Origin of the sequence: Sanguibacter keddieii DSM 10542 (genome assembly GCF_000024925.1) — a bacterium.
GTDB classification, from domain to species: domain Bacteria; phylum Actinomycetota; class Actinomycetes; order Actinomycetales; family Cellulomonadaceae; genus Sanguibacter; species Sanguibacter keddieii.
The window spans coordinates 283,730-296,349 of record NC_013521.1 but is presented as its reverse complement, the minus strand read 5'-3'; the positions used below and the strand labels follow the sequence as shown (position 1 = coordinate 296,349).

Genomic DNA, 12,620 nt, shown 5'->3' with positions numbered 1-12,620 from the left:
ACCGCGAAGCCCTCCGTAGAGGGGTGCACGGTCGCGCCCCGGGCATGAGGACGGCCGGGCGGGGTGGGGTGGGTCAGGAGCCGGGGGCTGCCGGCGAGCCGCCGGAGACGGGCCCGGCCGAGCCGGGCGTCTGGTCGGGCTCGTCGGTCCCGTCCGCGGGGGCTTCCTCGTCGAGCGCCAGCCCGAGCGCCTCCGCGAGCCGCACAGCATCCCCTGCCATGTCGATGCTCGGGTCGTGGAGCCACTGGAGCTGGAGGCCGTCGACGACGGCGAGCATCACCCGGGCGCGCCACGCGTCCTCGTCGTCGCCTCCGCCGGGGCCCGTCGCACCGATCTCGTCACGGAGGCGTGCGTAGCGGGCGGCGAAGAACTCGTTGGCAGGGTGGTCGGACTCGACGGAGGCGGCCGCGATGCGCGTGAAGAGCCGGACCAGCCCCGGGGTCTGCATGTTGTGCTGGACCAGCGGCGCGAAGTGGTCGGCGTAGGCGCGCGCGTCGACCTCGTCGCGCTCGGCGACCACGGCGGTGAGGAGCTCTTCGCGACCCCCGAAGTGGTGCAGCACCCCGGCCTCGCTCAGTCCGGCACGGCGGGCGATGTCCTTGATCGTGGGGCCCGCCGCGTCGCTCTCCGCGTAGGCCTCGAGGGCCGCCTGGAGGATCTCCTCGCGCCGTCGCGCGGTCTTGGCGTACGGGCCTCTGGGGCGGTTCATGCGCCTCACCCTAGTCGCGTCTCGCCTGGTCAAGAACGAAAACCGAGCGTGGCTTGGTTTTCATGTATGCTCGCTGCCCTCAGCCACCGACTGAGCTGGAACCGCACCGCCGCACCAGGAGACACAGATGTCCCTCACCTCAGACCCCAGCACCTCGCCGCAGTCGCGCGACGGCCTCGACGTCGGACCCGCCACCCCGGACGTCCAGCCGGCCCGGCCGCGCCTCGGCCGCATCGCGCCGGTGTTCCTCGTCGCCCACTTCGGCTGGATGCTCCCCGTCGCCGCGGGTGGCACGCTCATCCAGGCACTCATGGAGCAGATCGACGCCGACGCCAAGGTCGCCCTCTACGCCGTCCTCTCCGTCGTGGGAGCGGTCGCCGGGATGCTGGCGAACATCGTCTTCGGCGCCCTCTCCGACCGCACGCGCACCCGCTGGGGCTCGCGCAACCCGTGGATCCTCGTCGGCGGGCTCGTCGCAGCCGCCGCGGTCATGACCATGTCGGTCGCACCGAGCTTTGCGCTCCTCGTCGTCCTGTGGGGCGTGTTCCAGGTGTCGCTCAACGCGTTCCTCGGACCGCTCATCGCGATCCTCGCCGACCGCGTCGCCCCCGAGAGCCTCGGCAAGGCGTCGTCCGTCGTCGGTGTCGGGCAGCTGCTCGCGCAGAGCCTCGGCGGCGTCGTCGCGGCCAGCTTCCTCGCCGTCCCCCGCGACGGCCTCAAGGTCGTCCCGCTCACCCTCGTCGTCGCCGCGCTCGTCGTCTTCTTCTTCGCCCGCGACACCGACAACCGCGGCGTCCCGCGGCCAGCGCTGAACGCCCGCGAGCTGCTCGCGACGTTCCGCGTCCCTCGCGACGCCGACTTCCTCTGGGCCCTCGCCGGCAGGTTCCTGCTGCTGCTCTCCTTCATGCTCGTGGTGCTCTACCAGCTGTTCGTGCTCACCGACTACGTCGGCCTCACCACCGAGCAGGCCGCCCCGGTGATCGCGACCGGCGGGCTCATCATGGCCGCGTCGTCCGGCCTGTCCACCCTCGTGTCCGGACCGCTGTCCGACTGGCTCGGCCGCCGCAAGGCCCTGGTCATGGGCGCGTCGTTCGTCCTCGCCTTCGCGACGGTGCCGCTCGCCGTCTCGCCGACCGTCACGTCGTTCTACCTGTTCCTCGCCGTCGGCGGGTTCGCCTACGGCATCTACGTCGCGGTCGACCAGGCCCTCATGGCAGAGGTCCTCCCCGACCAGGAGAACCGCGCCAAGGACCTCGGCATCCTCAACGTCGCCAACACCGGCCCGCAGATCCTCGCCCCCGTGATCGCCGGCGTGATCGTCAGCCTCGCCGGCTACCGCGGCATCTTCGTCACGGCCATCGTCGTGGCGATCGTCTCCGCGCTCTGCATCAAGCCGATCCGCCGCGTCCGCTGACCGTTAGGTCCGCTGACCGCCGGGCACCACGCCCGCAGCCACCCCAGCTGCCTGCCAGAGCCGGCCCCCAGCAGCACCGCACGCCGGCCCGGCCGCGCCCACCCCGCGCGGCCGGGCCGCACACCACCACCGAGGAGCACCATGTCCGTCAGTCCCACGACCGACCGCCCCAACTCCGTCCGCCCCCTGTCGGTCCCCGCAGGGTTCCTCTGGGGCGCGTCGACCGCCGCCCACCAGATCGAGGGCAACAACACCGCCTCGGACTGGTGGCACCTCGAGACCACCCCCGGCAGCCACGTCGTGGAGCCGAGCGGCGACGCCGCCGACAGCTACCACCGGTGGGCCGAGGACATGGACATCCTCGTCGACCTCGGGCTCACCGACTACAGGTTCAGCATCGAGTGGGCTCGCATCGAGCCGACCGAGGGTCGGTTCTCGAACGCCGAGCTCGCCCACTACCGGCGCATGGTCGACGGCGCGATCGAGCGTGGCCTGCGCCCCGTCGTCACGCTGCACCACTTCACCGTCCCGCAGTGGTTCGCCGCACGCGGCGGCTGGACGGCGCCTGGCGCGGTCGAGCTCTTCGTCCGCTACGTCGAGCGCACCGCCCCCGTCATCGGCACCGGTGTGAGCCACGTCTGCACCATCAACGAGCCGAACATGGTCGCGATGTTCGGAGCCATCGCGTCGTTGGGCGCCGAGGCGTTCCGCGAGGCCGGCCTCCCGCTGCCCGACGCGGCGACCACCGAGGTGCTCGTCGAGGCGCACCACGCCGCACGCGCCGCGATCAAGGCCATCGACCCGCAGATCCAGGTCGGCTGGACCATCGCCAACCAGGTGTACCAGGCGCTCCCCGGCGCCGAGGCCGTGACGGCCGAGTACTCGTGGCCGCGCGAGGACGTGTTCCTCGTGGCCGCCCGCGACGACGACTGGGTGGGCGTGCAGTCGTACACCCGCACCCGCGTCGGCACCGACGGCCCGCTGCACCCGGAGCCCGGCGTCGAGCTGACGCTCAGCGGCTACGAGTTCTACCCCCAGGCCGTCGGCGAGGCCGCACGGCACACGTGGGAGGTCACCGAGCACACCCCGGTGATCGTCACCGAGAACGGGCTGTCCGTCACGGACGACACCCGCCGCGTCGCGTACCTGCACGGCGCGCTCGACAGCCTCGAGCGGGCGATGGCCGACGGCGTCGACATCCGCGGGTACCTGCACTGGAGCCTGCTCGACAACTACGAGTGGGGCTCCTACGCGCCGACCTTCGGACTCGTGGCGGTCGACCGCGAGACCTTCGAGCGCCACCCGAAGCCCTCCGCCCACGAGCTCGGCCGCATCGCCCAGGGCGGCGCCTTCCCCCGCCCCTGACCCCCACCTCTTCATGCCCGGGGCGCGACCGCGAGGCCCACTACGGAGGGCTGCGCGGTCGCGCCCTGGGCATGAGGACGGCCGGGCGGGTGGGTCAGGAGCCGGGGGCTGCCATGTGGCCGCCGAGGAAGCCTCCGGCGCCGAGGGCACCGCTGGCGACCAGGCCGAGCACCACCCCGGACGTGCGCTTGCCGCGGCGGCGCTGGATGAGCGACGCCGTGTACAGGGTGAGGGCCGCCGCGTTGGCGGCCGCGTGCACGATGCCGACGCGCTGCGTCTTCTTGGGCGCCGAGCCCCAGTCGGCCCAGCCGGTCAGGGCCGTCGGGACGGCCGTCGCGATACCGAGGGCGACGAGCGTGTCCGCCGCCTTCGCGGACTTCTCGCCCTGCAGCAGGTCGAGGGTCGTGGCCGACGACCAGAACCCGACCGGGAGGTCGGACAGCACCGGGTGCAGCTTGTGCCCCAACCAGGCTCCCTGCAGCGCGGCCCGCCTCACCGGCTCGGCGGTCAGCCACTGCGCCCACGGACGGGCGAGGTCGGCGGGGCCGTCCAGGACCTCGGCCTCCTCGAGCGCGTGGGCGACGCCGAGCAGCGGCGTCGCCATGTGGTCGTGGTTGTGCCGGTGGTCGTCGTGCGGGTGCTCGTCACCGTGCGGACCGCCGTCACCCGATGTGCCGGGAGCAGCGTCGGGCGCTGCGCGCTTCGGGGTGTCCTGCGTCCCGCTGTCCTCTTCGGGGAGGAGGCGGTGGTTGAGAGAGTCGTCGATCATGGCGGAGCTCCGTTCGGGTGGGGCGCCGGCGAGGGCGCGTGTGGAGCGGCAGGCACGTGGTCTCGACCTGGCCTGAGCATCGCAGCGTCCTGCCCACCCCGCCACAGGCCAGCCCTCGACCATGTCCCGGCCAGGTCCCAGGCCGCTCCCGCCCACGATCCGAGATGTCTCAGGGTTGCGACACCGTTGCGACGCAGCCGCGACATCCTGCGGCTAGCGTCATCCTCATGACCTCGATCTCGGCTTCGACGACCCTGCGCGGGACCTCCCTCGCACTCGCCCTCGCGGTGCTCCTCACCGGCTGCCAGGGCGGCTCCGACACCTCCGCGGACGCCACCTCGCCCTTCTCCGCCACCGCCACCGCCACCGCCACGCCGACCGACGACCCGACCTCGGACGCGAGCGAAGAGCCGTCCGACGACGCGACGGCGACCCCGACGCCCACCCCGTCGCCCTCCCCCTCCGCGCCGAGCACCCCGGTCGCCGCGGGATACGCGGCCGGCGAGATCCCGCCCGTCCCGCTCATCACCATCCCCGACCTGTCGATGCTCGACGCGTCGCTGTCCGGCTTCACGCACGAGATCACCGAGCTGGTGGGCGACTACCCCGGGCTGACGATCGCCCCGGCGTCCTGCGACGCGAGCGGGACCGTCCGCGAAGGTGCCGGCAACGTCCTGCTCTACGGCGACGGGTCTGGCGTGTACACGGGACCGGACGGCACCACGGTCAACTACGGCGACGGCTCCGGCACCTACGTCATCGACGGGGTCTCGGTCACCGTCTACGGCGACGGGTCGGGCGTGTACTCGAGCGACACCGTCTCGGTGGCCAACTACGGCGACGGCGCGGGCGTCTACTCCGACGAGACGGTCTCCCTCTCCGTCTACGGCGACGGCTCCGGCACCCGGACCGACGAGACGGGCACCATCACCAACTACGGCGACGGGTCCGGGGTCTACACCGGCGAGGACGGCGTCACCATCAACAACTACGGCGACGGCTCGGGCATCTACACCGACGGTCTCATCACCATCCAGAACGACGGCCAGGGCACCGCGCTCGTCAACGGCGTCCCGGTCGACGCGGAGCCGCTCCCACCCGTCCCCCGCATGGGCGTGTTCCCGCCGATGGGCACCATCGAGCCGATCGCCTCGTGCGGCACCACCATCACGCTGTCCGACGCGGCGCTCTTCGACTTCGGCAAGCACACCCTGCGGCCCGAGTCCCAGCAGACCCTCGACTCCCTCGCCGCGGCCCTCGCCGAGACGGGCGCCCCGGTGCTGCAGATCGGCGGGCACACCGACTCGATCAGCGACGACGCGTTCAACCAGACGCTCTCCGAGGACCGCGCCCAGGCCGTCGCCGACGGGCTCGTCGAGCGAGGTGTCACCGCGACCCTCGAGACCACCGGGTACGGCGAGACGCAGCCCGTGGCCCCCGAGACCACGGCCGACGGCGCCGACAACCCGGCCGGCCGCCAGCTCAACCGTCGCGTCGAGATCTTCGTCCCGGCGTTCTGACAGACTTCGACCCTCTCGCCGCTGCCGGCCCGTTCCGGTCACCGAGAGATCCGTGCACACGAAGGAGCACCGATGACGCCCCGGCCCCAGCCCGCGAGCGCGACACCGCCGGACGGCGCGTCTCGCGCGCACCGAGGGTCGCTGCTCGTGCGCGCCGCGGCTGCGGCCGCGGGCCTCGCCCTCCTCACCGGGTGCACGGTCGAGGTCGTCGACCGCCGGGAGGACACGGCGAGCCCGTCGTCCGACGAGGTCAGCCGCGACGACGACGCCAGCAGCGGCACCACGACGCCTGGCAGCACGGAGACGACGGACGACGCGTCCGAGCCCGAGTCCCCAGACGACGCACCAGGAGAGCCGGCCGAGCCTGCTGACCCCACCGGCGGCACCACCGAGCCCGCCGACGACGACTCCCCCACCCCCGTAGCCACTCCCTCCGCCCCGACGAGCACGGTGAGCTGCGCCGACGACGGCACCCTGGTCCTCTGGCAGGCAAGCCAGGCAGTCGAGCTGACCGAGGACTGCGACCACGTGACGGTCGCCGCGTCCGACGTCCAGCTCACCGCACGGTCGATCACGACCCTGGAGATCGCGGCGGCGGGCGTCGTGGTCCACGCGACGGAGATCGAGAGCCTGTCGGTCGCGGGCGCCGGCAACACGGTCGTGTGGGACGAGGGCTCGCCGTCGATCACGGACGACGGCGCCGACAACGTCCTGGTGGCGTCGTGACCGCGCCAGGCGCGGGTGCCGCGAGCGCCGCTGTCCCAGGGCCTGACAGCACCCGTCCCGCGGTCTTGCTCGTCGACGACGAGGAGGCCATCACCGGCGCCCTGGCCCCCTTCCTCGAGCGGTCCGGTTTCGAGGTTCGGGTCGCGCACGACGGGCAGGAGGCGCTCGACACCCTCGACGTGTGGCACGCCGACGTGGTGGTGTCCGACGTGATGATGCCGCGCCTCGACGGTCGCGAGCTGGTGCGGCGGCTGCGGACGCGGGACGACTGGACACCGGTGGTGCTGCTCACCCAGGTGGGCGAGTCCTTCGAGCGGTCGGCTGCCCTGGACGAAGGCGCGGACGACTACCTCAACAAGCCCTTCAACCCGCAGGAGCTCGCGTCGCGCATCCGGGCGGTGCTGCGACGGTCGGTCGGCGGGGAGAAGCCGCTGAGCGCCGCGGACAGGTTGGTGTCGGGCGACCTGCTCGTCGACAGGACCGCGCGGCGCGTGTTCCTCGCCGGTGCCGAGGTGGTCCTCACGCCGCGTGCGTCGTTGCTGCTGGACTACCTCATGACGCACCCCCGGGAGCTGCACACCCGCGAGCGCCTGCTGCAGGCGCTGTGGGGCTTCGACCTGGTGCCGAGCACCCGGGCGGTGGACCACCGCGTCGCGGAGATCCGCCGCGTGCTGCACGACGACGCCGGTGCCCCGCGGTACGTGGAGACGGTGCCGAACCTGGGCTACAGGTTCTGCGGTCAGGTGCGTCGGGCGTGAGCGGCGGGAGCAGGAGCACCGGGGCTCCCGGGCCGTCGCGCCGCCCGGGTTCGCCGTGGTCGAGCCCGTGGGTGCTGGTCCCGACGGTCGTCGGGCTGGTGGTCGCGGTCGTGCTGCTGGTGGCGGGCAACCCGCAGGGCCTGCGCTTCACGGTGCCGCTCGCGACCGTCGTCGGCGTGGCTGGTGTGGGTCTGGGCCTCGTCGCCCTCGCCGTGCTGATGCTCCGGCGGGCTCTCGCCCGTGCCCGGGCGGCGGGTGCGGCGCAGGCGCGCGAGGTCGAGCGCGTCGCGCACCGCCGGTTCCTCGACCGTCTCGACCACGAGCTGAAGAACCCGCTCACCGCGATCCACGCGGCCGCCGCGTCGGTGTCCGCGACCACCACGGACGACGACCGTCACTCGCCCGTCGCGGTCATCGACGCCCAGGCGGCCCGCATGGGGCGCCTGGTGGGCGACCTGCGCAAGATCGCAGCTCTCGACTCCCAGCCCATCGAGCAGGAGCCGGTGGACGTCGAGGCGCTGGCGGAGGACGTCGTGTCCGCGGTCCAGGAGGAGCTGGCTGTGCAGGGGGAGCTCGCGGGTCAGGGCGCCGCGGGCCGGGACATCACCGTCGCGCTCCCCCGTGTGCCGTGGCCGCTGCCGCCGGTGCGCGGTGACGTGGACCTGCTGTTCGTCGCGCTGTACAACGTGCTGTCGAACGCGGTGAAGTTCTCGCCCGAGGGTGCGCGCATCGAGCTGCGCGGCTTCGAGGAGGAGGGCGCGGTGGTCCTCGAGGTCGCCGACTCCGGCGCGGGGATCCCTCCCGACGAGGTCTCCTTCGTGTGGGACGAGCTCGCCCGCGGCTCGAACACCCGCGGCGTCCAGGGCTCCGGGCTCGGCCTGGCGATGGTCCACGCCGTCGTCCGCCGCCACGGCGGCCAGGTCCAGCTCTCCTCCCGCCTCGGCCACGGCACGAGCGTCCGCCTCAGACTCCCGACAGCGCGAGGGTGACCTCACTTGTAGGCGCCCCGGCATGTCGTAAATCCGTGCATCTCAAGGCTCCAGTGAGAGCCTTGCCTAGCGGGAGAAGCTCGCGATCGTAGGCCGGGTCGGGGGAGACCAGCTCACGGAACGCTGCAGTTCGATGCCTCCACCACCACTGAAGCGGAAGTTTGTCGCCCTGTCCGTCCCGGCGAAGAGATAGTTGACGTTAGACCAGGGCCCAGCGCGCGTACCCGTTCCGATATAACCGTGTGGCACCGAGTTCCGGATGCAGACGCTGGTAGCCGAGCATCCCGGCCCCAGCTGCGAGATGGCCCGATTGATGTCTGCCTCGCGGACCCAGACCGCCGCTGTGAAGACCTCGGTCTCGAGGTCGTACGCCACCTCGACGGGAAGACCTGAAGCCATCATGGCCTCAATCTCGTCACTCGGCTGTTCTCCTGCGAGCTGCTGGAGCGTCCGCTGCACCTCAGCCGATCCCCTTGCTCCGGCCAATGCGCCGCTGGCGGCGGTCCCGCCATCGTCTGCGCTCGCGGCGCCGCCGGGAACCGCAGCCAGTCCAACGGCAACCAGAACCGCGATCAGTGTTCCTGACATCTTCTTCATCATGACCTCCCAAGATACCGCCAACCGCTCTGTTGACGCTAAAGAACCATATCGCCCTTGTCATCTTCTGTATAGGTTTAGCAGTCGCGGCACTCGAACCTAGGTTCGCCGCACATCACACCAAGACGAGGATCACCCTGCTGGCTACCTCGCCTACCGCTTCCGCGCCCCTACGATGCGAGTCGTACTCCGTGCGTGGGCAGCGTGCGGCGGCTCGTGAGAGCGGTGCGCTGCCCTCCTCTGCGCGCGGCCCCACCCCTCGGAAGAGTCCGCCATGCGTGCCCGCCTGTCGTCATCACGACCCCGCTCCTCGTCTCCCCGCCGACCGCTGAGCCTCGCCGGCGCGCGCCGCGGCACCGCCGCCGCGCTGCTCGCGGCGCTGCTGCTCGCCGGCTGCTCGGCCGAGGCCGCACCCACCACGCCGACGGAGGTCGCGGAGCCGACGGCCACCGTCGAGCCGACGCCCGAGCCGACCCGGGAGCTCCCCGCGCCTCAGCTCGCCGGCCCCGTGGACGTCGTCGAGGTGACCACCGGCGCCACGCCGCAGACCGCCCTCGCGACGGTGACGCTCCTCGAGGTCAAGGGCCGCGCGCCGAAGACCGGCTACTCGCGTGACAACTTCGGCGCCCGGTGGGCGGACGTGGACCGCAACGGCTGCGACACCCGCAACGACATCCTGGCCCGCGACCTCACCGCGCTCACCTACAAGGACGGCACCCAGGAGTGCGTCGTGCTCACGGGCACCCTCGACGACCGCTACAGCGGCACGACGATCGCCTTCGAGCGCGGCGAGAAGACGTCGACCGCCGTGCAGATCGACCACGTGGTCGCGCTCTCGGACGCGTGGCAGAAGGGCGCCCAGGCCTGGGACGACGAGAAGCGCACCGCCTTCGCGAACGACCCGCTCAACCTGTGGGCTGCCGACGGTCCGCTCAACGGCCAGAAGGGCGACGGCGACACGGCGACGTGGCTGCCGCCGAACAAGGCGTTCCGCTGCGAGTACGTCGCCCGCCAGGTTGGCGTGAAGTTCACCTACGGCCTGTGGGTCACCGAGGCCGAGCAGGTCGCCATGGCCTCCGTGCTGAGCACCTGCCCCGACCAGCCGCTCCCCGAGGGCTCGGCCGTCCCGGAGCTGCCCGCACCGGAGCCCGAGCCGACCACCGAGGCGCCCGCCCCCGCACCCGCTCCTGCCCCGGCGCCCGCTCCCGAGCCCGCCCCGGCACCGGTCCCGGCCGTCGAGCCCGCCCCCGCGCCCGTCGTCGAGGAGGCCCCGGTCGTCGAGGCTCCCCCCGCACCCGCCCCGGAGCCCGAGCCCGTCCCGGCGGCCTGGTCCTACAAGAACTGCACCGAGGCCCGCGAGGCCGGGGCCGCCCCCGTCTACGAGGGCACCCCGGGCTACGGCGTCCACCTCGACCGCGACCGCGACGGCATCGGCTGCGAGTAGCCCCTCCTCCCCCGGACGAAGACACGGGGCACGGCAGAGGGACCAGCCTCTCTCATGTCCGTGGCGCGCTGGCGGGATACCTCCCGGAGCACCCCGCGGGCGCGCCACGGGCATGAGAAGGGGTGAGGTGGGGTGTCAGGAGACGTCTCGGCGGCGGAAGACGACGAGAGCCACAGCCAGCACCACGGCCAGCAGGACGGTGAGCTCGACGGCCCCGTGGGTGAGGGACACCGTGCGCTCGACCCACGTGCAGGAGACCCCGCTCGACGTGGTGGTGCAGTCCTCCACGCCGTAGGTCGAGCTGCCGCGGAGCACGGCCTGGAAGCTCTGGAACAGGCTCCAGGCCTGGGCTCCGGAGACCATCTGCACGAGGAAGCCCTCGACGACCACGAAGTACCCGACGGCCAGCCCGATCGCCGCGGCGGTGCTGCGCAGGATCATGGCGAGCGCAGCGCCGAGCACCGCGAAGCCGACGGTGAGCAGCAGCACCCGCAGGCCACCCACGGCGACCTCGGACCAGACCTCGGCCGTCACGCCGTCGGCAGCTCCCCACGCGGCGAAGAGCCCCCAGGACCCCGCCACCACGAGCACGGACGCGAGGATGGTCGGGACCACGACGCCCAGACCGGCCGCGACCGTCTTGGACCAGAACACCCGGGTGCGGCGCGGCTCGAAGGTGAGCCAGCTGCCCATCGAGCCGGTGGCGAACTCCGCCGCCACGAAGCTCACGCCGACCACGAAGGCGAAGAACGCCGTCGCGAAGCCGATCGCGGGCACCAGCCCGGCGGCCTGGTCCACGAGGTCCCGGTCGGCCTGCAGGTAGTTCTCGAGCTGCGGCTCGAGGTACTTGCAGCCCCAGTCGACGTCGGGGTTCGTCTCCTGCTCGGCAGCCTCGTCCGCGAGGCAGTCCGCCATCTCCTGCTTGCCGTTCTCCTCCCAGTAGACGAGCTGCTCCTCGTACCACTCGGTGGCCTGGGCCACCTCGGCCTCGGAGGCCGGCTTGGACGTCTGGTAGGTCGCGAAGAGCGCGACCAGGACCATCCCGAGCAGCCCGACGAGGGCCACCTGCGTCGAGCGTCGGCTGAAGAACCGGTCGAGCTCGACCTTGAGCAGCCGCATCATCGGTCTCCTCCTCGGCGTGAGCGGCGGGTCGGTCTGCCGTCCGGACCTGGTGGCGCCTGCGTCCCGGGGCCCTCGCCGGCGGTGAGCTGGAGGAACACGGCCTCGAGGCCTGCCTTGACGGAGACGAGCTCGCGGACGAACAGCCCGTCGTGGGCGAGGCGGCGCGTGATGTCGGCGGGGTCGTCGACGCCGTCGACCATCAGCGCGTCGTGGTCGGTGCGGACGGTCAGACCGGCCCGCTCGAGCACCGTGCGGGCGGCGGCGGGATCGGCGATGCCGACACGCACCGTGGTCGACGTCCCGGCGATGATGTCCTCGACGCGGCCGCTGGCCAGCAGGCGACCGTGGCCGATGATCGACACCGTGTCGGCGACCTGCTCGACCTCGGCGAGGATGTGGCTGCTCACCAGGACCGTCTTGCCCTGGTCGGCGAGGCCGCGCATGGTCGTGCGGATCTCCCGGATACCGGCCGGGTCGAGGCCGTTGGTGGGCTCGTCGAAGATCAGCAGGTCGGGGTCCTTGAGCAGCGTCGCGGCGATGGCCAGGCGCTGCTTCATGCCGAGGGAGTACGTCTTGTAGCGGTCCTTGGCCCGGTCGTCGAGACCGACGGCCTCGAGCACCTTGCCGACCTCGACGGCGGGTGTGCCGATCGCGGCGGCCAGCAGGTCGAGGTTCTTACGCGCGGTGAAGGTGGGGAAGAACTTGGGCTGCTCGACGATCGCACCGACCCGGCCGACCACGTCGGGCAGCGCCTGCGGGACCTCCTGGCCGAAGATCGACATGGTGCCGGAGTCGGCGCGCACGAGGCCCAGCAGCATGCGGATGGACGTGGTCTTGCCCGACCCGTTGGGGCCGAGGAACCCGTGCACCCCACCGATCGGCACGTCGAGGTCGAGGCCCTGCACCGCGACGTGGCGCCCGTGGCGGGTGCGGTAGGTCTTGCGCAGCGCCCGGGTGCTCACCGCGAGGGACCGCGGGTCCACGTCGGGCGGCGGGCTGGCGGTCTGGGCGTGTGCAGGCATGGTCTCCCCCTGTCGCGCGGCGCACCGTCGTGGAGCGCACCGATGGAGCGTATCGACGCGTGACCTGGGCGTCTGTAGTCCTGCGGGGGGATCTTCCCCGGCGGGTCCAGACTCAGGGCCGCTCCCAGCCGGCGCCCAGACCGCCTAGGGCCGACGTCCCAGGATCAGCCCGATCTCCCGACGGA

Annotated in this window: 12 protein-coding genes; 7 read left to right on the top strand and 5 right to left on the bottom strand. The window is 72.4% G+C overall.

Annotated features, from left to right (window positions below):
• Nucleotides 1–73: 73 nt before the first annotated feature.
• Nucleotides 74–709: a TetR/AcrR family transcriptional regulator gene (locus tag SKED_RS01335; protein ID WP_012865310.1), complete on the bottom strand. Its 636-nt coding sequence runs from the start codon at nt 707–709 to the stop codon at nt 74–76.
• Nucleotides 710–836: 127 nt separating this feature from the next.
• Here SKED_RS01335 and SKED_RS01330 point away from each other — a divergent pair, with 127 nt between their 5' ends.
• The gene (locus SKED_RS01330) at nt 837–2,123 is read left to right on the top strand and encodes an MFS transporter (RefSeq protein ID WP_012865309.1); all 1,287 of its coding nucleotides are present in this window, start codon (nt 837–839) and stop codon (nt 2,121–2,123) included.
• 141 nt (nt 2,124–2,264) lie between these two features.
• Nucleotides 2,265–3,488, top strand: coding sequence for a glycoside hydrolase family 1 protein (locus tag SKED_RS01325; RefSeq protein ID WP_012865308.1), 1,224 nt, complete (start codon nt 2,265–2,267; stop codon nt 3,486–3,488).
• Between the two features lie 94 nt (nt 3,489–3,582).
• Here SKED_RS01325 and SKED_RS01320 read toward each other — a convergent pair whose 3' ends face one another.
• Nucleotides 3,583–4,257 (bottom strand): DUF2231 domain-containing protein, encoded by a 675-nt coding sequence (locus SKED_RS01320; protein ID WP_012865307.1) that lies wholly within the window; start codon nt 4,255–4,257, stop codon nt 3,583–3,585.
• A gap of 227 nt (nt 4,258–4,484) precedes the next feature.
• On the opposite strand from SKED_RS01320, the gene SKED_RS20595 reads away from it, so the two are divergent.
• The 4 genes from SKED_RS20595 (at nt 4,485) to SKED_RS01300 (ending at nt 8,250) form a co-directional block, all read left to right on the top strand.
• Entirely contained in the window at nt 4,485–5,777 is a 1,293-nt protein-coding gene (locus tag SKED_RS20595; RefSeq protein WP_012865306.1) for an OmpA family protein, read from the top strand.
• Nucleotides 5,778–5,849: 72 nt separating this feature from the next.
• Nucleotides 5,850–6,503, top strand: a complete 654-nt coding sequence (locus SKED_RS19685) for a DUF3060 domain-containing protein (protein ID WP_012865305.1) — start codon at nt 5,850–5,852, stop codon at nt 6,501–6,503.
• Complete coding sequence (locus SKED_RS01305) at nt 6,500–7,261, top strand: response regulator transcription factor (protein ID WP_012865304.1); 762 nt, start codon at nt 6,500–6,502, stop codon at nt 7,259–7,261. The genes SKED_RS19685 and SKED_RS01305 overlap by 4 nt, the downstream gene beginning before the upstream one ends.
• Nucleotides 7,258–8,250, top strand: a complete 993-nt coding sequence (locus SKED_RS01300; RefSeq protein WP_143755610.1) for a sensor histidine kinase — start codon at nt 7,258–7,260, stop codon at nt 8,248–8,250. Before SKED_RS01305 ends, SKED_RS01300 begins: the two co-directional genes overlap by 4 nt.
• A 66-nt stretch (nt 8,251–8,316) precedes the next feature.
• Here the strand turns inward: SKED_RS01300 and SKED_RS01295 are convergent, their stop codons facing one another.
• The gene (locus SKED_RS01295; protein ID WP_143755609.1) at nt 8,317–8,850 is read right to left on the bottom strand and encodes a hypothetical protein; all 534 of its coding nucleotides are present in this window, start codon (nt 8,848–8,850) and stop codon (nt 8,317–8,319) included.
• A gap of 271 nt (nt 8,851–9,121) precedes the next feature.
• On the opposite strand from SKED_RS01295, the gene SKED_RS01290 reads away from it, so the two are divergent.
• On the top strand, nt 9,122–10,291 hold the full coding sequence (locus SKED_RS01290; RefSeq protein ID WP_012865301.1) for a GmrSD restriction endonuclease domain-containing protein: 1,170 nt from the start codon (nt 9,122–9,124) through the stop codon (nt 10,289–10,291).
• A 135-nt stretch (nt 10,292–10,426) separates the two neighbouring features.
• Here the strand turns inward: SKED_RS01290 and SKED_RS01285 are convergent, their stop codons facing one another.
• Nucleotides 10,427–11,413 carry an ABC transporter permease gene (locus SKED_RS01285; RefSeq protein ID WP_012865300.1) on the bottom strand — a complete coding sequence of 329 codons (987 nt, stop codon included), beginning with the start codon at nt 11,411–11,413 and terminating at the stop codon, nt 10,427–10,429.
• A complete protein-coding gene (locus SKED_RS01280; protein ID WP_012865299.1) occupies nt 11,410–12,435 on the bottom strand; it encodes an ABC transporter ATP-binding protein in 1,026 nt (341 codons plus the stop codon). The genes SKED_RS01285 and SKED_RS01280 overlap by 4 nt, the downstream gene beginning before the upstream one ends.
• Nucleotides 12,436–12,620: the final 185 nt, after the last annotated feature.